The following is a 19,184-nucleotide window of genomic DNA, read 5'->3' on the forward strand; positions in this document are numbered from 1 at the left end:
TTTTAAAGGCTCAAGTCAATCACTGCGACCTTACGGACACATTTTGGCTTTTGCGCCTAAGATCTCACCCCATGCACGCTCTTACATCACGTCAATGGGTACTCTTGGCCCTGCTCACCGTCGTCTGGGGTTTTAATTGGCCCATCATGAAGCTTGGGGTAACGGGTTACCCGCCGCTGACCTACCGTGCACTCTGTCTGGTGATTGGCACACCCATCTTGGGTTTAGGTTTGCTGGCCATGAAAGTTCCGTTTCGAATTCCCCGTCAATATTGGCGCGAGCTATTCATCCTAGGGCTTTTCAACATGTTCATTTGGCACGCCCTCATCGTTTTGGCAGTTCAATATTTGTCAAGCGGCAGGTCTGCCATTTTGGGTTACACCATGCCCATTTTTTCAGCACTCTTGGGCGCCTTCATTTTTCAGAATCAGCTTTCTAAGCGAGCCTGGGGTGGCGTCGCAGCCGCCGCCTTGGGCGTGATTTTTTTACTTTGGCATGAGTTGGCCAACTTGTCAGGAAAACCCATCGGTGTGTTGCTAGCTTTAACTGCCGCTTGCGCATGGGCCATGGGCACACAACTTTTGCGCAGAACGGCCATACCCCTGCCAACACTAACCCTGTCGTTTTGGATGTCCGCCATGACCGCATGTGTTTTGGTCATCCTGGCCACCTTATTTGAGTCAGACCAGTGGCAACCGCCCTCACAGGTTCACTGGTTCTCCATTTTTTACAACGCCATTCTTGTGTTTGGTTTTGCACATCCCGCTTGGTTTTATTTGGCGCGCAATTTGCCGCCTCTCGCCTCCACACTCAGCGTCATGATGGTGCCCATATTGGGCGTGTTCAGTGGCTCACTGGCATTGAACGAACTGTTGCATTGGCAAGATTGGGCCGCCACAGGCTTGATCGCCATCGCCATCGCCAGCGTTTTGTGGCCCAGTCAAAAAAAACCTGATGGCGCGCCCACTGTTTCGTAAGGCACTTGCGCTTTATGACTGCACCAAGCTTGCCGCTAAGCACAAGTCTGCCCATGCCTTGGCCTTGTCGGCCTGGTTACGCAGCAAGTACGCCGGCGGATAAGTCACGACCACGGGTACACCATTAAAGCTTTGGACTTCAGATCGAAGCTTGCCTAACGGCTCAGTGCTTTGCAAGAGCGCCATGGCCGCAGTTCGACCCATCGCCAAAATGACTTTAGGTTGTACCAACGCCACTTGTCTGCTCAAGTAAGTTGCACAGTGAGATACCTCCACTGGACTGGCATTTCGCCCCGAAGGCGTGCGGCATTTAAGGGCGTGCGTTAAGTAGACTTGTTGACGCGTTAAACCCAGCGCCTTGAGCATATTGTCAAGAAGTTGGCCTGCGGGACCCGCAAAACTAGCGCCCTCTTTGTCTTCGTCTTCGCCAGGGGCATCTCCCACCACCAGCCAATCGGCGGTCTGCAAACCTTCACCCAAAATGGCTTGTTGACGTCCTTGGCACAGGCCGCAGCCCTTGCAAGCAGACACTGCGGCTTGCAGCAAAGGCCAGTCCATCTGGGCAATGCCTTCAGGCAAGGCGCTGATGTCGACGACAGGCATTGAAACAAGCTGAGGTGCGGGTGAATTTGCTAAAGGCTTGATAGCGGGTGTATCGGCAACAGAAGAAGATGGGGCTTCATGCGTCACACTTTGAGCCATCACTGGCGACGAAACAATTGCAGTAGGAAGCTTTTTAGGCAACCAAATGCGCACGCCCATCTCTGCCAACATAGCCCGTTGGCGGTCGTCCAATTCAAAACGGGTGTCGACGTCCTGGTCTTGTGTCATGTCTAGAGTTTAACGAGGATCAGACGCTATCGTCATGCGCATGACCACTGCGGACTCCCGGGTCGATCGGCTGGCAGGGTAGTAGTCTTTTCGAAGGCCAACTTGTTCAAAACCGAAGGTCTGATACAGATTTAGGGCGGGCTCATTGCTTTGCCTAACTTCCAGCCACAAACAGTTGGCGCCTTGCTGCAAAGACCAAAGTTTCAAATATTGCAGTAAAGCTTGCGCCCAACCCTGCCGGTGAAAAGCAGGGGCGACCGTGATGTTCAGCAGGTGCACTTCGTCAACCACTTGCATGGCTACCAAATAAGCGACCAAATATTCACCCGCTTCCAATTTAAAAGCGGCATAACCGGCCTTCAATGCGTCATTGAAATTGCCAAGCGTCCAAGGATGGCTATAAGTCGTTTGTTCGACAGCCACCACCCGCAGCAAATCAGACTCAGACAAGAGCGAGAGTTGCACCTTCAAATCAGGTGCGGCTTCTTGTTTGAAATGGTCTGGCCAAAGCATGTTTGAAATGGGCGATAACTTTGAATGCTAGACAGCCATTTTGGCGGCTTTGATGGCGTCACGTTCTGCGGTAGTCTGAGCCACTTTGTCTCGGATATAAAGGGGCTGAACATGCTCTGGGGCAACGGCGTTCCCACAGACCCACTCTGTATGCGACAGTCTTAGCAAAGCCAATGCGTGGGGCATCGAATCCGCACAAATTGTGGGGCAATTTGTTGTCATGTGAGCGGTCAAATTCAAACGATCTTTGTAGACATCAAAGCCGTTTCCGGCCCAGACATTGCACATCATGGGCAAATTGCTGATTGCTTGCAACATGATTTCTGGTGGGCCTACCTGCAATGGCAACACAGACTTCCACTGGCTTTTTTCTGGCACCCATTGATAGGTGCCGGCATAAACCTCGCTCATGCGTGCATCCATGAGAACGCCCACTTGGTAGGGCAGACATTTTTCTGCTTCAGCCAAGTCCAACTTGACTCGCGCCTCTTCAGCCACCGCCATCAATGTGTCAATGGGAATGACTTTCAAGTTAGCGCCCATCGCCAAACCTTGCGCCACCGAACAGGCCGTGCGCAAGCCCGTGAATGAGCCAGGGCCATGACCAATGACCAGTGCGGTGAGATCGTTCAGTGTGAGTTCAGCTTGGCCTAACAAGTCTTGAATCACAGGGATTAACTGTGCGGAAGCGTTAGAGCCACCCACGCCATGGTAATGCCAAGTTTGTGTGCCTCGACTCACAGCCACCGACATCATGTCGGTGCTGGTTTCAAAAGCCAAGAATTTCAATTTTTCCGTCATGTCTTTACCATTGCTTGGCGAACACCAAACAAAATGCCGCAGGTGACCAACGCTAGGCCAATCATTAAATTCCACGATATGGGCTCACCCAAAAGAATGGCAGCCCCCAAAGCAGACAATCCCGGCACAACTGCTGTGAGCATGGTGGATTTAACGGGGCCATATGAGCGAATCATTTGGGTAAAACTAATGCCGGAGATGGCCACTGAGCCAACGCCCTGAAACGACACTTGCAACAAAATTTCTGTCCACGAGGCTTGAGAAAAATGACTCGGCAAGATGCCCAAAAGCACCAGTGATGTGTACAAGGGCACAAAGCTCACCAAAGCAAAGGCCGTGATGGCCATGGTCGCCTTGGCAGCATCTAAGCCAAAACGTCTAACGGTGACGCTGTAAGCAGCCCAACAAATGGACGCGCACACAAAAAATAAATCACCAATCCAAACGTCGCCGCCCTCAAAAGCTTTAAGTAAACTGGCACCACCTACCAACACATCGCCTACCAAAATGAAACCTAGACCAATGGCACGGTGTACGCCAATTTGTTCTCGCAAAAACAACCACATCAACAAGGTGGTCCATAGCGGCAAGCTGCCAGGCATCAGGACGGAGGCATGGGCAGCTGGGGCAAAAAAGAAACCGAGGTAGGCCAAGGTGGCAAACATCAACCCGCCTAAAAATCCGGCTTGAACCGTCTGACGCAGCGGCAAAGGTGACAAACCAAATAAGGATCCCACTTTTTCGCCCCTTCGCCTTGGCTCACGCATCATCCACCAAGCCCAAGGCAACAAAACCAAACTAGCGCCCAGAATACGCGCCAGTACGATGTCCAGAGGCAACAAGACATGCGAAGAGGATGCTCGGCCCACAATGATGAATGAAGTCCAGAGAACGATGGTGACCAGCGCCGACAAGCGGCCGATGTTTTGGGAAGATAAAGCCATGGGCCAATCATACGACTTGTGCTTCACAGGGGCTCTGGGGGGCGGCTAGACTAAGCCTATGCCAAAATTTTCAAACTTAACTGTCAGCGCCTTGGGTTTCAGCTTGCTGTTGGCAGGGCACTCGCCCAGTTTGATGGCCGCCGAAAAAACCAAAATTCCAGCTCACGTTGTCTCCGCCCTACAGCAAGCCAATGTGCCGCTGAATGCCGTCAGTATTTTGATCACGCCTTTGGCCCCAGACGGAGCAAACAAGCCAACAGCGCCTACGCCGCGTCTGACGCACCGTGCCAATGCGGACATGAACCCGGCATCGGTCATGAAACTCATCACCACCTCGGCCGGCCTGTCGATCTTGGGCCCAGACTTTACGTGGCGCAATCGCATCTGGGTCGATACCCCAATTGTTGACGGTGTCTTGCAAGGCAATTTGTATGTGAAGGGCAGTGGCGACCCTAAGTTGGTATTGGAACGTCTTCAAAACTTGCTACAAGAAATTTTGCGCAAAGGCATTAAAGAGGTAAAGGGCGACATCATTTTGGATGGCAGTGTGTTTGACCTGCCCCCCCAAAGTGCGGCCAGCTTTGACGATGAGCCCTTGCGCCCTTACAACGTCGCACCGCAAGGCTTGTTGTTGAATTTCAATGCCATGTTGTTCAAGTTTTCACCCGATCCAGCACTTGGCATTGCGAAAATTGAAGGCGAGCCCCCCCTGGCCAACGTGCAGTGGCCCACAACCGTCTCGTTGTCCTCTGGTCCTTGCCAAGATTGGCGCAGCCAATTGCGCGCCGACTTTTCACAAGCAGAAAGCATTCGCTTTCAAGGCGCCTACCCCGCATCTTGCGGAGAACAAAAATGGCCGGTGGCCTACATTCAACCTCACACGTTTGCACCGCGCATGGTGCAGGCCATGTGGGCGCAAGCAGGCGGCAGACTCAAGGGCCAAGTGCGCACCGGCATCACGCCAAGCCAGGCCAAACTTTGGCATGAAGCCCCCTCACTGCCGCTGACAGACATCGTGGCCGACATCAATAAGTTTTCTAACAACGTGATGGCGCAGCAATTGTTTCTCACCTTGTCCAGTCAACAGGGGCCAGGCAACTTCGAAGCTTCACGCCAAATTGTGCTCAGGTGGTGGCAACAAAAACTACCCAACCAAGCCTTGCCCGTGATTGACAACGGCTCTGGCCTTTCCCGCGAGGAGCGAAGCAGCGCCTTAGCGCTGAGCGAATTGCTGGTGTGGGCGGCCAACAGCAATTTCTCTAGTGAATTGCAGAGCTCTTTGGCCATAGCCGGCGTCGATGGCACCGTATCGCGCCTCAAAGACAGAGCGCCCAAGTCATCGGCCATTGGCCGGGCGCGTTTGAAATCTGGCAGCCTGCGAGACGTAGCCTCGTTGGCAGGCTATGTCGAAGGCTTGAGCGGACAGCGGTATGTGTTTGTGGTGATGATCAACCATCCCAATGCCAATGCCGCTCGAAGCGCTTTTGACAAGCTTTTGGAATGGACCGTGGAAGATCAAAAGAAGTCTTAGCCCAAACTAGTAGTTACCCCATCACTTGAAGTACCCCCTGTGCAGTAGATTGTCTACAAAAGAACGGCCGTTCTTTTTCACAACGAAACGAATACGACAAAGGGGTGAAAGATGAAATCCATGAAGTGGAAAGTTGCACTGCTTGCCACAGCAGCTGCAGCCATTTTGGCTGGTTGCGGGGGTGGTGGCGCAGACTCAACCAGCCAACGCGCGGGCATCACATCGGTCAAAGTGATGGGTGATAGCCTCTCTGACAGTGGTGTGTTTGCGAGCAATCCTGCCGCGGGTTTTGGTCGAGTTTTTTCTGTTCAAGGCAGCGAGAGTGAACCCAATACTATTTGGACAGAAAGGATTGCCGCTTTATTGGGTGCGCCACAACTTTGTAACTATTACAAAGCAACGGTCACAGGTCCTGCTACCATCAATTTTTCCCTCAATAGTGCGGCTAATTGCACAAGCTACGCTGTAGGTGATGCAAGAATCAACAATCCTGCAGCAAAAGGTGGGGAGGCTTCTCCATTTTCTATCGTCAAACAGCTTCAAGTTGGGACGCCAACAGATGGTTACAAAAAATCAGATTTACTCTTGATTGATGGTGGTGGTAATGATGCCGGTGACTTGATTGGCGCCTATCTGAACGCTCGTCTTGATGCAGGCGCTGGATTTATAGGAATTGCCACTTCATTAATTCCCGCATCTGCTCTAAGTTCTGGGCTTGAAGTTGCCGGTAGTGTCTACATGGTCGCATTGGCAGATAAGCTTTACAACAGTGTTCGGGACAACGCCTTGGCCAAAGGTGCGGAACGTGTTGCGATCTTGAATATGCCAAGCATTACAAAAACGCCCAGGTTTCAGGCCGTTTTAGCTCAAATTGCTGCAGCCAATGGTCCAGCTGCTCGAGTCAGTGCAGAAGGCTTGTTCATGTCTTGGCTAGAAGCCTTCAACGCTCAACTATTGCAGCGCGCTAAAGAAAGTGGTCAGAAAGTAGTTGTAGTTGACTTCTACGCGGCAATGAACGACCAAGTTACTAACCCTGCTCAGTATGGCATTACGAATGTCACAGATACAGCCTGTGGTACTCGCAACTTTCAAGCTTGCACTGCTTCAGCCCTCTCGGCAGCCACACCGCCCGCTGGAGCGGACAGCAACTGGTGGAAAACATATGCCTTCTCTGATGGCTTTCACCCAACCCCCTACGGTTATCAACTGATGAGCCAATTGGTCGCAAAATCGTTGGCCACGGCAGGCTGGCTTTAATACTTAGCAAAGGAGAAACACCATGAAATCTAAATTCTGCTTTGCGTTGTCTGCGATTGCAGCACTGACCCTCAGCGCCTCTGTTCAAGCGCAATCACAAGGAAGCTGGCTGGTGCGCGGCGGCATCATGCAATTGGCCCCCCAAGTGACCAGTGGCGATTTGTCTGCACCCTCTCTGCCAGGCGCTAAGACCGCTGTCAGTAACAGCACCCAGCTGGCTGGTGGCGTCACTTACATGTGGTCTAACAATTTGGCCATTGATTTGCCCTTGGCACTACCTTTTAAGCATGACCTGTACGGTGCAGGCAGTATTGCGGGCGTTGGCAAAATTGGCGACAACAAGGTCATACCCGCTACCGTGATGCTGCAGTACCGCTTTGGCGAAGCCAATGCCATGTTCAGACCCTACCTGGGCATTGGCGCCACCTACGCCAAGTTCGACAGCGAGCACAGCACAGCGGCCCTGACGGCCCTGACCGGCGGCACGCCTGCCAACCCCACAACGATTTCCATTCAATCGAAAATGGCGGCCACATTCCAAGTGGGCGGCAGCTACAGAATTGACGAGCGTTGGTTTGTTGATGGCGGCATTACCAGAACGCCTTTGAAAACACGCAACACTTTGTCAAGCGGTCAAACTTTAGACATCACACTGAACCCCATTGGCATTAGCCTGGGTGTTGGCATGCGTTTCTAATTTAATACCGCTCTACCAAAGCACTCTTCGGAGTGCTTTTTTCATTTAAGCGGCAGCCCGATTCAAACGGTCACGCACACCTTCCCACTCAGGTGTATCAGGCGGTGTCTCTATCCAAATAGTACGCACTCCGCGCGCATCAAAATCTCGCAACACACTGAACAAGTCATGTGCTGCTTGGTCTGCACTGACGGGCATGGCACGCCAAAACAAGCCCGCACCCTTCAGTTCTTCTGCAGGTTTTTCTTGTGACCACAAAGCCAAGTTTTGTGTGTGGGGGCCCAACGCCAACAAGGCCTTGTGCCAATCAGCCGAACTCATTAAACGCACCTTGGCGCTGGGCGCGTAATGCGACGCCAAAGTCCCTGATGCACGCGGCGCCTCTGAGTCCAGTGATTCTGGACTCACCAATTTCAAGCCACACGCTTGTTCAATTTGCATGCGGCTAATCTGTCCGGGACGTAGCAACACAGGCACACCGCGCGTGCAATCGACGATGGTGGATTCAATGCCCACATCGCACTCACCGCCGTCCAAAATTAACAGCGCATCGCCAAATTCAGATTGCACATGCGCAGCACTTGTAGGGCTGACGCGGCCAAACAAATTGGCGCTGGGTGCTGCTACGCCCCACACGCCTTTGGCGGCACAGGCATTCAATACGGCCAACGCCACAGGGTGCGAAGGGCAACGCACGCCCACAGAATTTTGACCACCTGCAGCTGCTGCTGCTTGATCTGGACGGCGCGGCAAAATGAGCGTGAGCGGGCCTGGCCAAAACTGTGTCATCAACTGTATTGCAAAGTCAGGCACTTCGCTGACAAACCGATTGACTGCTTCTGCTGTGGCCACATGAACGATGAGCGGATGATTCGAGGGCCGGCCTTTGGCTTCGAAAATTTTGGCAACCGCTTTTTCATTGCTGGCGTCAGCGGCCAAACCATAAACTGTCTCTGTCGGCAAACCCAATAAGTCACCCGCGCACAAAGCTTCAGCGGCTTGTTGCACATGCAAGGGGTTGTTGCCGGAAATGATCATGTGTCAAAAATTGAAATGGTGTGAGTGCCGCGCTTGATGCACTCAACTTAAAAAGCTTCAATGCCCAAAATGGCGGCAGCCTTCAAAGCAACTGCACGCACTTGTTCGACAGAGGCGCCCGTCACATTGAGGTGCCCCATCTTGCGTGCTTTACGCGCTTCGGTTTTGCCATACAAATGCAGGTGCGTGCCGGGCAATGCCAAGACTGCCGCCCAATCGGGCAAGCGCAGGGTGTTGTTTGTATCAAACCACACATCGCCCAACAAGTTGAGCATGATGGCGGCGCTGTGTTGCCGTGGCTGCGTCAAAGGCAAACCTGCCAAGGTGCGAACTTGCAAATCAAACTGAGATTGGTCGCAAGCATCTAAGGTGTAGTGGCCACTGTTGTGGGGGCGGGGTGCCATTTCGTTGACCACCATGCTGCCGTCTTGCAACACAAAAAACTCAACGCACAACACGCCGACATAGTTCACACCTTCCGCAATTGAACGCGCTGCAGCCACGGCTTGCTGTTGCAATGCTTGGGGCAAATGACCTTCGTAAACTTCTGTCACAGCCAAGATGCCTTCGCGATGCAAATTGCGTTGCACCGGAAAATTGACCATCTGCCCATCGCAGCCGCGCGCCACAATAACCGAACACTCCAGTGCCAACGGCAACATTTTTTCAAGCACGCAAGGCACTTGCTTCAAGTCTTGCCATGCTGCGCGCAATGCATCGGCGTCTTTGATTCGAACTTGACCTTTGCCGTCATAGCCCATGCGCGATGTTTTTAAAATACCTGGCAATAAGTTAGTGGACAAGGCCTCTTCCAACTGAGTGGCAGTTTCAATCAAGGCATACGGTGCACACGGCACGCCACATTTCACAAAGTGGGCTTTCTCTGCCGCACGGTCTTGCGCAATGGCCACGGCATCGGCGCCAGGCGCTACCGGTCTAAGCTTGGCCAATTCGCGCAACGCAGGGGCCGGTACATTTTCAAACTCGGTGGTGATGGCAGCGCTGCACTCGGCCAATTGCTGCAAGCCTTTAGGGTCGGTGTAATCGGTTTGAATGTGACGGTGGCTGACGCGTCCAGCAGGGCTGTTGGCATCGGGGTCGAGCACGGCAGTGAAGTAGCCCATGCTTTGCGCAGCATGCACAAACATGCGGCCCAATTGACCGCCGCCCATCACACCCAAGGTGAGCGGTTCAAAGGCAGAATTCGAAGCAGTCGAGGCGCTAGAAGCAGCATTGCCACCCGGCAACAAAGACACAGAATTTGTCATGCCGTTCACGCCGCGCCGACGGGTGGCAAGGTCATGCCCTGTGCTGCAGCCGTTTGATCTTTTCTAAATTGTTCCAGTTTGGCTTGCAAGGCAGCATCGTTTTGCGCCAGCATGGCCACGGCAAACAAAGCCGCATTGGCCGCACCCGCCGCGCCAATGGCAAAGGTGGCCACCGGAATGCCTTTAGGCATTTGCACAATGCTGTGCAGTGAATCGACACCCTGCAAATGTTTGCTGGCCACCGGCACGCCCAACACAGGCACCACCGTTTTGGCGGCCAACATGCCGGGCAAGTGCGCTGCGCCACCGGCACCCGCAATGATGGCAAACAAGCCGCGATCGAGGGCCGTTTCAGCATAAGTGAACATTTCGTCGGGCATTCTGTGCGCAGAAACCACTTTGGCTTCGTGATCGATGCCAAACTGTTGGAGAATCTGTACTGCGTGTTGCATCGTGTCCCAGTCGGAGCTGGAACCCATGACCACGCCGACGCGTGTTTTGGCTTTGGATGCGGTATTTGTCATGTTGGGCTTTGCTGAAGCGTCAAGACGCAGTCGATAAAAATTGAATAATTGTCTCAACTTAAATTCGTTTGAAATTCAGTTGAATCCTTGAATTTTAAGGTTTAGCCCTTAGGTCTGGTAAATATGATTGATGTCACCGTAGAAACTTTTGAAACCGAGGTCATTGCGGCCTCCATGACCACCCCTGTTTTGGTGGACTTTTGGGCACCTTGGTGTGGCCCCTGCAAAACCTTGGGCCCCCTCCTAGAAAAGATGGAAGTCGCCTACGGCGGCCGCTTCAAATTGGTCAAAATTGACTCTGACCAAGAGCAGCAATTGGCCGCAGCCTTTGGCATTCGCAGCATTCCAACTTGCGTTTTGCTCAAAAACGGTCAACCTGTCGATGGCTTCATGGGGGCAGTACCCGAAGGCAAATTGCGCGAGTTCTTGGACAAACACGTCCCTGGCGAAAACGAAGTCTTGGCAGAAGCAGAAGTTCAAGAGGCCGAAGCCCTCCTAGAGTCGGGCGACTTAGAAACAGCCCAAACCAAATTGCTGGAGGCCTTGCAGGCCAACCCCGCAAACGATGAAGCTCGCTTTGACCTCGTCAAACTGCTCATCAGCATGGGTCAACTTGACGATGCAGAGACTGTTTTAAAACCCTGCCTGTCCCAAATTCCTCTCAAGCTGCGCTTTGAAGCCTTGAAGCAATGGCTGGAAGCATTGAACTTTGTCACCACCGACCCCTTGGGCCAATGGCCCCTGGAAAAGTTTGACGAACTGATCGCCGCCAACAAACGCGACTTTGACGCCCGCTTTGCCAAAGCCCGTGTGCTCTTGGCCAGCGACGATTGGACGGGCGCCATGGATGAGCTGTTGGAAATCATCATGCGCGACAAAAAGTGGAACGACGAAGCGCCGCGCAAAACCATGGTGGGTTTGTTGGAGTTGCTTACCCCTGTAGCACCCAAAGGCGGCGCCGATCAGACCGGCAAATCGGCGGGCGGCATTGAGTTGATGGGAAAAAGTGCGGTGCAAGAAGACCCGCAAGCGGCCATGGTGTCGAGCTATCGACGCAAACTCAGCATGATGCTGAATTGATCAGCGCGTAGCGCCAGCCTGCGCCTCAATCAGGCTGTGCATGCTGCGAAGCATGCCGGCCATCATCAAAACCTCGCCCACCACAAACATGGGGCCTACCAGCAGGCCCACCACATCGTCCACAAAGGCAGGCTTGCGGCCTTCGAAGGTGTGGCCCACAAACTGGATGGCCCAGCCAACCACAAACACGACCAAGCCTGGAAACCAAGCGGCATCAAAAAGGGCGCTGAGACCCCATCCTGTCGCCGCCTCGGGCGTGTGCGCCAAGGCAATCAAGGCGCCATTGACCAAGCTGGTGGCCAAGCCCAACAGCAAATTGCCACGCGTGAGGTACCAAGCCGCAGAAAGTGCCCAGAGCAAGCCTGCCAGCGTGACACTCACGCCGCCGATGTCCAAAGACACCAGAGACAACAGCATGCCAATGGACAAAACAATCAAAGGAATACCGACCAAGTGCGTGACAATGTTGCGGCGGTCACGATGGTAGTGCGCATACTGCACCATGAGTTCGGGGGCTGAGCGGAACAAACTGATCATGAAAAGCTTCTCCAACAATTGAAGCGCTGTTCTCATGCCATGGTCAAAGCCAATGGCTGACTTTTGGCAATGAATTAATTTGCAAAACTTAGCGAGTCAATCGCTGCAGCGCTTCTTCGTATTTTGCCGAGGTCTTCTCAATCACTTCACGGGGTAAACGAGGAGCCGGTGGGGTTTTGCCCCAAGGCTTGCCATTCACCAAAGCACCCTCCAGCCAGTCGCGCAAAAACTGTTTGTCGTAACTGGGGGGGTTGATGCCCTCGACATAGCTTTCGGCAGGCCAGTAGCGTGAAGAGTCGGGTGTGAGCACCTCGTCCATCAGCACCAAGGTACCATCGGCATCCAAGCCAAATTCAAACTTGGTGTCGGCAATGATGATGCCTTTTTGGGCCGCAATGTCGCTGGCCGCTTTGTAGATGGCAATGCTGATGTCTCTGATGCGTGTGGCCAAATCGAGGCCAATCATCTCGACTGTTTTTTCAAACGTGATGTTTTCGTCGTGATCGCCCACAGCGGCTTTGGCGGCGGGGGTGTAAATGGGCTCAGGCAGTTTGCTGGCGTTCTTCAAACCTGCGGGCAACTTGACGCCGCACACTTGCTGACCCTCTTGGTATTCCTTCCAACCACTGCCCGCCAAATAACCGCGCACCACCGCTTCCACAGGGATGGGCTTCAAGCGCTTGACCAGCATAGAGCGGCCCTTGACTTGCGGCACCTCTGCTGCGCTGACCACAGATTCGGGCGAATCACCTGTGAGGTGAATAGGGCACAAGTTCAGGCCATTGGGGCCGAGCTTGTCAAACCAGTACAAGGCCATTTGCGTGAGCAACACACCTTTGCCGGGAATGGGCTCACCCATGATGACGTCAAAGGCACTGATGCGGTCGGAGGCCACCATCAAAATGCGATCGGTGCCCACGGCATAGTTGTCACGCACCTTGCCACGGGCGAGCAAGGTGAGGGACGTTAAAGCGGAGGTGTGTAATGCAGAAACTGTCGTCATAGTGACTGCATTATCGAGGCAATTTCAGTGAACGACTTGCGCCAACTCACCTTTTGCGTATTGCGCTGCCACCACTTGCAAGCTGTGACCTTTGATTTTGCCAGCTTGGCCTTCACAGCCAAACTCGATGTAGCGCTGTTTGCAAATTTGCTTGGCGGCTTCGCGGGCAGGTTTGAGCCAATCGCGGGGGTCAAACTTGTCGGGGTTTTGCGCCATGAACTTGCGCACGGCAGCAGTCATGGCCAAACGGATGTCGGTGTCAATGTTGATTTTGCGCACACCAAACTGGATGGCCTTTTGAATTTCTTCCACGGGCACGCCGTAGGTTTCTTTCATGTTGCCGCCAAATTCGCGAATGATGGCCAACAAGTCTTGTGGCACGCTGGACGAACCGTGCATCACCAAGTGGGTGTTGGGAATGCGCTTGTGAATGGCCTGAATGCGGTCAATGGCCAAGATATCGCCTGTGGGCTTGCGTGTGAATTTGTAGGCGCCGTGGCTGGTGCCAATGGCAATGGCCAAGGCATCGAGTTGCGTGCGCTTCACAAAGTCGGCGGCCTGCTCGGGGTCGGTCAAGAGCTGCTCACGGGTCATGACCGCGTCGGTGCCGTGACCGTCTTCTTTGTCGCCTTGCATGGTTTCGAGTGAACCCAAGCAACCCAACTCACCTTCCACGGTGATGCCCAATTTGTGGGCCATGCTGACCACTTTTTGGGTCACTTCGATGTTGTAGTCGTAGCTGGCAATGGTTTTGCCGTCGGCTTCCAAGCTGCCGTCCATCATGACGGAGCTGAAACCCAAATTGATGGCGCCTTGGCACACATCAGGGCTTTGGCCGTGGTCTTGGTGCATCACCACGGGAATGGCGGGGTAAGACTCAACAGCGGCTTGAATCAAGTGCTTTAAAAAGCCTTCGCCTGCATATTTGCGAGCGCCAGCAGAGGCTTGCATGATGACGGGGGCGCCGGTTTCTTTGGCAGCCTCCATGATGGCCTGGACTTGCTCCAGATTGTTGACGTTGAAAGCTGGAATGCCGTAGCCATTGGCCGCCGCATGGTCCAGCAGCTCGCGCATCGATACGAGTGCCATGATGAAAAGTCCCAGAGAGTTAAAAATCTTTTGCCAAGCCAAGGGTTTTGATCTGCTTCAAAGGCTCTGAGGCCTTAAGAACACTTAAGAACAATCATGTAACCGACTTGTAACTGGCCATGATTTTAACAAGCGTCTGTGAAAAATCTGAGTTTTGCGGCAAGTCAGACTATGATTTAAATCATGTTCGTACCTTCGTCTGACCCGCTTGGGTCTCAATCTGTGCCCTCCTGGCGTCTTCCTGCTGCCCTCAGTCTGATCCTGCTTCCCATGCTGCTGGGCTGGGACTTTTCTGGTGGCGATCTAAAAATGGCGGCCCTTTGGGGGGGAAGCGATGGATTTCCGCTTCGCACCCATTGGTGGATGGTCAAAATCATGCACGAAGGCGCCAGAACCCTGGGTTGGGTTTTCCTATTGGCCATGCTCATCGGCATCTGGCGACCTTGGGGTGCCTTGCGGTCTATGGCAACCGCCGATCGGGTCGGCGTCTTTTTGTCCGTGGTGTGCGCGTTGTTGTCAGTCATCCTGATCAAGGGCTTCAGCCAAACGACATGTCCTTGGGACTTGCAAGTTTTTGGCGGAGCCATTCCCTATGTCTCGCATTGGGATTTTTCACAAAGCGATGGCGGCGGCGGACATTGCTTTCCCGCGGGCCATGCCTCCACAGGATTTGCTTTCATGGCCGCTTACTTTGGGCTGAAGCAAAGTGGTGCGCCAACTGCAAGGACATGGTTGGGCCTTGCCGTGTTACTTGGTTTTGTGTTGGGCATTTCACAACAAGTACGCGGCGCCCACTTCATGAGCCACACCCTGTGGACGGCTTGGCTTTGCTGGACGGTGGGTTGGCTGAGCCACCTCATTTACGACACCATACGGCATCCAAAAAATCAAGCCCCAACGACCTGAGTCGCGGGGCTTGCTATTTATTTTTAGGGCCTTAAAGCAAAGTTGGTGCTTACTCGGCTCTGCAAATTTTGAGCATGTTGGTACCGCCGGGCGAGCCCATCGGTTCGCCGCAGGTAATGGCGTAAATGTCGCCCGTCGAAACAATGTTGCGCTTTTTCAAGTGCATTTCGGCTTGCGTCAAAGCGGTGTCTCGGTCTGTGCTGGTGTCCATCAACAAGGGACGGACGTTTCTGTACAAAGCCATTTTTCTTTGTGAACTGACTTTGGTGGTCAGTGCATAAATTGGGATTTTGACCCGGTGGCGGCTCATCCAAAGGGCCGTTGAACCCGACTCCGTCAAAGCCACAATACCTTTGGCATTGAGGTGGTGGGCCGTGAACAAAGCACCCATGGCAATTGACTGGTCAATGCGGTGGAAGGTTTGGCCATTGAAATCAGCGTCGAGCTCGTGCTCCTCGGCGGCTTCGGCGGCCAAACAAATTTTGGCCATCTCTTGGACGGTTTCTAAGGGGAACTTACCCGCTGCAGTTTCGGCGCTCAACATCACAGCATCGGTGCCATCCAACACCGCATTGGCCACGTCACTCACTTCAGCGCGTGTGGGCACTGGGTTGGTGATCATGCTTTCCATCATTTGAGTGGCCGTGATGACCACTTTGTCGTGTTGGCGGGCCAACTTGATCATGCGTTTTTGCAAGGCAGGTACAACGGCGTTACCCACCTCAACGGCCAAATCGCCGCGTGCCACCATGATGCCGTCACTGGCCAACAAAATTTCTTCCAAACGAGGAATAGCTTCTGCGCGCTCAATTTTGGCGATCAAACCGGGCTTGTGATTGAATTCGGCCGCGGCCACGTTGGCCAGTTGTCTGGCCATTTCCATGTCTGTGGCGTTTTTAGGAAAGCTCACGGCCACATAGTCGGCTTGGAAACTCATGGCTGTTTTGATGTCTTCCATGTCCTTACCAGTCAGGGCTGGTGCTGTCAGGCCGCCGCCTTGTTTGTTGATGCCCTTGTTATTGGACAACTCTCCGCCCAGCTTGACGGTGGTATTGACTTTCTCGCCTTGCACAGAATCGACCGTCAGCACAATCAAGCCGTCGTTCAGCAAGAGCACATCGCCAGCTTTGACGTCGCGGGGCAATTCTTTGTAGTCCAAACCCACGCCAGTGAGGTCTCCCAACTCAGTGCGAGATGCGTCCAACACAAACTTGGCACCAGGCTCGAGCATGACTTTGCCTTCGGCAAATTTGCCCACCCTGATTTTGGGGCCTTGCAAGTCAGCCATGATGGCCACTTCACGGCCAGCGCGGGCTGCAGCCTCACGCACCAATCGGGCCCGATCAATGTGATCTTGTGCCTTGCCATGACTGAAATTGAGTCGAACCACGTTCACACCAGCGCGAATCATGGCTTCAAGCATGGCTGGCTCGCTGGACGCGGGGCCTAAGGTGGCAACAATCTTGGTGGCACGGGTGGGCATGTGTTCTAGTCTCCGGTGTAATTTAATTTCAATTTTCCCACGAAATTAGTTACACAAGGAGAACAAATTACGTCGCTTTGGACGACTTTTGACACGAACATCAATCAGAGAACCAATTGACCCATGTCAGTCACAGGAAAACCCTAAGCGTTTAGACTTGGCGTATTCTGTTAATTGGCACCCAAGCTAGACTTTCGCGGCCCCTATGACTACACACTCCTCTCCTGACAATTTGCAACCCATCCCCTTAGATCAGGCCATGCCTCATCGAAAGATCATCCGCGAGTGGCTGTTTCCTTTGGCGCAGCGATCTACGTTGCGCGCTTTTGTTCTTTTGCTAGTCGACACGGCCCTGTTCATCGGCTTGGTGGCGGGCACCGTTGCATTGGAATCTGTCTGGCTCAAGTTGCTCTGTGGTTTGGCTGCTGGCTTTGTCATTGGCCGCTTGTTCATCATTGGGCACGACGCTTGCCACCAAAGCCTGACACCCCACCGTGAACTTAACAAATGGATTGGCCGCTACGCCTTTTTGTATTCACTTACCCCCTACAGTTTGTGGGACACCGGCCACAACGTGGTGCACCATGGCTACACCAACTTGAAGGGTGTGGACTTTGTTTGGACACCTCTGACGGCAGAAGAGTTTGCGGCATTGGGCCCTGTCGACCGCTTGCTTCAGTACTTGTACCGCAGTGGTTGGGCACCTGGCCTTTACTACCTCATTGAAATTTGGTGGAAGCGCGAGTTCTTTCCCAACAAAACGCACATGCCCACACGCCGTCCCATCTTCTTCAAAGACAGCATGCTGGTCACCGTGTTTGGTGCTTTGTGGGTGGGCGTGATGAGCTATGCCGCGGTGGCCACAGATCAGTCTGTGGCACTCACTTTGCTCATGGGCGTGGTGGTCCCGTTCTTGTTCTGGAACACCATGATTGGTTTTGTGGTCTACGTTCATCACACGCATGTGCGCGTGTCTTGGCACAACGACAAATCCGCCTGGACCAAAGCACAACCGTTTGTGTCGACCACGGTGCACCTGACCTTCCCCATGAAGATTGGCAACATGGTGCACCACATCATGGAGCACACGGCACACCACGTAGACATGAGCATTCCGCTGTATCGCCTCAAACAAGCGCAGGCCAAGTTAGAAGAGATGTTGCCGGGTCGAATCATTGTTCAGCCCTTCTCTTGGAGCTGGTACTTCAAAACAGCCAAGGCTTGCAAACTGTACGACTTTTCGCGTGAATGCTGGACCGACTTCAAAGGTCAGATGACGAGCCCTGTGCGCGGCAACTTGCCAGCAAAGACTTAAACGTCGAACACCGAGAACTCACTCGGATAGATCAACAAAAAGGCAGCTGATTCCAGCGGCCTTTTTTATGCCCTCAACCCGCTAGTGCAAGCTGAGATGCGCTCTGTTTAGTGTGCGCGCTTCGTCAAAATTTCAAGGGCGGGCAATGTCTTGCCTTCCAGCATTTCCAAGAACGCGCCGCCACCGGTAGAGATGTAGCCCACTTGCTTTTCGATGCCGTACTTGGCAATGGCAGCCAAGGTGTCACCACCGCCCGCAATGCTGAAGGCTTTTGATTCTGCAATGGCCGCTGCAATGACGCGCGTGCCGTTTTCAAACGCTGCAAATTCAAACACGCCCACAGGACCATTCCAAACAATGGTGCCAGCCGCTTTGAGTTGCAACGCCAGTTTGGCAGCCGTCTCGGGGCCAATGTCCAAAATCAAATCGTCATCGGCCACGTCGGTGGCTTTCTTGACTGTCGCCACGGCATCAGCTGAAAAAGTTTTGGCTGTCACCACATCAGTGGGAATGGGCACTTCAGCGCCGCGAGCTTTCATGATGTCGATCACGGCTTTGGCCTCAGCGACCAAATCGGGTTCGGCCAAGCTTTTACCAATTTTCAAACCAGCGGCCAACATGAAGGTGTTGGCAATACCGCCGCCCACAATCAGTTGATCAACCTTGTCGGCCAAGCTCTTCAAGATGGTGAGTTTGGTAGACACTTTGCTGCCCGCCACAATGGCGGCCAAGGGGCGCGCAGGATGGGCCAGCGCTTTGGTAATGGCATCAATTTCTGCTGCCAACAAGGGGCCCGCGCACGCCACTTTGGCGTACTCGGCAATGCCGTACGTGGTGCCTTCTGCGCGGTGTGCCGTACCAAATGCGTCGTTCACAAAAATATCGCAAAGCGCGGCCATTTTTTGGGCCAACTCGGCGTTGTTCTTTTTCTCACCCTTGTTGACGCGGCAGTTTTCTAACAAGACCACTTGACCCGCGGCAACCTCCACACCGTCGACCCAATTGGCTTTCAATGCAACATCGCGGCCCAACAATTCAGCCAAGCGCTTGGCCACGGGCGCCAAAGAATCTTCAGCTTTGAATTCACCTTCTGTGGGGCGACCCAAATGGCTAGTAACCATGACGGCAGCGCCAGCGTCCAAGGCCATTTGAATGCAGGGCACTGAAGCGCGCACGCGGGTGTCTTCGGTAATGTCGCCCGCATCATTTTGCGGCACATTCAAATCGGCGCGAATAAAGACGCGCTGACCTTTGACTTTGCCTTGTGCACACAAATCTGAAAAGCGAATGACGTTCATGAATTGACTCTGTTGGGGAAAATAAACAGGATGCCGGATAAGGCGCACCCTTGGAATTTTGAATTTTAATCTTGCAAGATTGCGAAAACTTA

General features: G+C 53.4%; 19 protein-coding genes. 7 read left to right on the forward strand and 12 right to left on the reverse strand.

What is annotated here, in order from left to right; translation table 11 throughout:
* The first annotated feature begins 71 nt into the window (after nt 1-71).
* The gene (locus tag AMM03_RS06665) at nt 72-977 is read left to right on the forward strand and encodes a DMT family transporter (RefSeq protein WP_090129766.1); all 906 of its coding nucleotides are present in this window, start codon (nt 72-74) and stop codon (nt 975-977) included.
* A gap of 12 nt (nt 978-989) precedes the next feature.
* Here the strand turns inward: AMM03_RS06665 and AMM03_RS06670 are convergent, their stop codons facing one another.
* From AMM03_RS06670 to AMM03_RS06685, 4 genes are read right to left on the reverse strand one after another with little or no spacing between them, the layout of a single operon-like run.
* Nucleotides 990-1,808 carry a uracil-DNA glycosylase gene (locus AMM03_RS06670; RefSeq protein ID WP_090129768.1) on the reverse strand — a complete coding sequence of 273 codons (819 nt, stop codon included), beginning with the start codon at nt 1,806-1,808 and terminating at the stop codon, nt 990-992.
* 9 nt (nt 1,809-1,817) lie between these two features.
* The gene (gene rimI, locus AMM03_RS06675; protein ID WP_090129770.1) at nt 1,818-2,321 is read right to left on the reverse strand and encodes a ribosomal protein S18-alanine N-acetyltransferase; all 504 of its coding nucleotides are present in this window, start codon (nt 2,319-2,321) and stop codon (nt 1,818-1,820) included.
* A gap of 27 nt (nt 2,322-2,348) precedes the next feature.
* Complete coding sequence (gene tsaB / locus AMM03_RS06680; protein ID WP_228764596.1) at nt 2,349-3,122, reverse strand: tRNA (adenosine(37)-N6)-threonylcarbamoyltransferase complex dimerization subunit type 1 TsaB; 774 nt, start codon at nt 3,120-3,122, stop codon at nt 2,349-2,351.
* A complete protein-coding gene (locus AMM03_RS06685; protein WP_090130706.1) occupies nt 3,119-4,066 on the reverse strand; it encodes a DMT family transporter in 948 nt (315 codons plus the stop codon). Before AMM03_RS06685 ends, tsaB begins: the two co-directional genes overlap by 4 nt.
* Before the next feature lie 58 nt (nt 4,067-4,124).
* Between AMM03_RS06685 and dacB the strand changes: the two genes are divergently transcribed.
* From dacB to AMM03_RS06700, 3 genes are all read left to right on the forward strand, one after another.
* Entirely contained in the window at nt 4,125-5,597 is a 1,473-nt protein-coding gene (gene dacB / locus AMM03_RS06690; protein ID WP_090129772.1) for a D-alanyl-D-alanine carboxypeptidase/D-alanyl-D-alanine endopeptidase, read from the forward strand.
* 234 nt (nt 5,598-5,831) lie between these two features.
* Nucleotides 5,832-6,854, forward strand: a complete 1,023-nt coding sequence (locus AMM03_RS06695; protein ID WP_228764597.1) for an SGNH/GDSL hydrolase family protein — start codon at nt 5,832-5,834, stop codon at nt 6,852-6,854.
* A gap of 22 nt (nt 6,855-6,876) precedes the next feature.
* Complete coding sequence (locus AMM03_RS06700; RefSeq protein ID WP_090129775.1) at nt 6,877-7,551, forward strand: OmpW/AlkL family protein; 675 nt, start codon at nt 6,877-6,879, stop codon at nt 7,549-7,551.
* 45 nt (nt 7,552-7,596) lie between these two features.
* Here AMM03_RS06700 and AMM03_RS06705 read toward each other — a convergent pair whose 3' ends face one another.
* Genes AMM03_RS06705 through purE form a run of 3 tightly spaced genes read right to left on the reverse strand, consistent with a single transcriptional unit; the run spans nt 7,597 to nt 10,381 of the window.
* Nucleotides 7,597-8,589 (reverse strand): L-threonylcarbamoyladenylate synthase, encoded by a 993-nt coding sequence (locus AMM03_RS06705; RefSeq protein WP_090129777.1) that lies wholly within the window; start codon nt 8,587-8,589, stop codon nt 7,597-7,599.
* 47 nt (nt 8,590-8,636) lie between these two features.
* Nucleotides 8,637-9,857: a 5-(carboxyamino)imidazole ribonucleotide synthase gene (locus AMM03_RS06710; RefSeq protein ID WP_090130707.1), complete on the reverse strand. Its 1,221-nt coding sequence runs from the start codon at nt 9,855-9,857 to the stop codon at nt 8,637-8,639.
* A 5-nt stretch (nt 9,858-9,862) separates the two neighbouring features.
* Nucleotides 9,863-10,381 carry a 5-(carboxyamino)imidazole ribonucleotide mutase gene (gene purE / locus AMM03_RS06715; RefSeq protein ID WP_090130709.1) on the reverse strand — a complete coding sequence of 173 codons (519 nt, stop codon included), beginning with the start codon at nt 10,379-10,381 and terminating at the stop codon, nt 9,863-9,865.
* A 123-nt stretch (nt 10,382-10,504) separates the two neighbouring features.
* Between purE and trxA the strand changes: the two genes are divergently transcribed.
* Nucleotides 10,505-11,461 carry a thioredoxin gene (gene trxA / locus AMM03_RS06720; protein ID WP_090129778.1) on the forward strand — a complete coding sequence of 319 codons (957 nt, stop codon included), beginning with the start codon at nt 10,505-10,507 and terminating at the stop codon, nt 11,459-11,461.
* On the opposite strand, the gene AMM03_RS06725 is transcribed toward trxA, so the two are convergent.
* From AMM03_RS06725 to fba, 3 genes are all read right to left on the reverse strand, one after another.
* Nucleotides 11,462-11,998 carry an Mpo1 family 2-hydroxy fatty acid dioxygenase gene (locus AMM03_RS06725; protein WP_090130711.1) on the reverse strand — a complete coding sequence of 179 codons (537 nt, stop codon included), beginning with the start codon at nt 11,996-11,998 and terminating at the stop codon, nt 11,462-11,464. It abuts the gene before it with no gap.
* A gap of 88 nt (nt 11,999-12,086) precedes the next feature.
* Nucleotides 12,087-13,001, reverse strand: a complete 915-nt coding sequence (locus AMM03_RS06730) for a phosphoribosylaminoimidazolesuccinocarboxamide synthase (protein WP_090129780.1) — start codon at nt 12,999-13,001, stop codon at nt 12,087-12,089.
* 24 nt (nt 13,002-13,025) lie between these two features.
* Nucleotides 13,026-14,090, reverse strand: a complete 1,065-nt coding sequence (gene fba / locus AMM03_RS06735) for a class II fructose-bisphosphate aldolase (RefSeq protein ID WP_090130713.1) — start codon at nt 14,088-14,090, stop codon at nt 13,026-13,028.
* Between the two features lie 183 nt (nt 14,091-14,273).
* Between fba and AMM03_RS06740 the strand changes: the two genes are divergently transcribed.
* Complete coding sequence (locus AMM03_RS06740) at nt 14,274-14,996, forward strand: phosphatase PAP2 family protein (RefSeq protein WP_090129781.1); 723 nt, start codon at nt 14,274-14,276, stop codon at nt 14,994-14,996.
* 49 nt (nt 14,997-15,045) lie between these two features.
* On the opposite strand, the gene pyk is transcribed toward AMM03_RS06740, so the two are convergent.
* Entirely contained in the window at nt 15,046-16,479 is a 1,434-nt protein-coding gene (gene pyk / locus AMM03_RS06745; protein WP_090129783.1) for a pyruvate kinase, read from the reverse strand.
* A gap of 205 nt (nt 16,480-16,684) precedes the next feature.
* Between pyk and AMM03_RS06750 the strand changes: the two genes are divergently transcribed.
* On the forward strand, nt 16,685-17,794 hold the full coding sequence (locus AMM03_RS06750; RefSeq protein ID WP_090129785.1) for a fatty acid desaturase: 1,110 nt from the start codon (nt 16,685-16,687) through the stop codon (nt 17,792-17,794).
* A 107-nt stretch (nt 17,795-17,901) separates the two neighbouring features.
* On the opposite strand, the gene AMM03_RS06755 is transcribed toward AMM03_RS06750, so the two are convergent.
* On the reverse strand, nt 17,902-19,092 hold the full coding sequence (locus tag AMM03_RS06755; protein ID WP_090129787.1) for a phosphoglycerate kinase: 1,191 nt from the start codon (nt 19,090-19,092) through the stop codon (nt 17,902-17,904).
* Nucleotides 19,093-19,184: the final 92 nt, after the last annotated feature.

It is taken from the genome of Limnohabitans sp. Rim11 (assembly GCF_001269365.1).
GTDB lineage: Bacteria > Pseudomonadota > Gammaproteobacteria > Burkholderiales > Burkholderiaceae_C > Limnohabitans_A.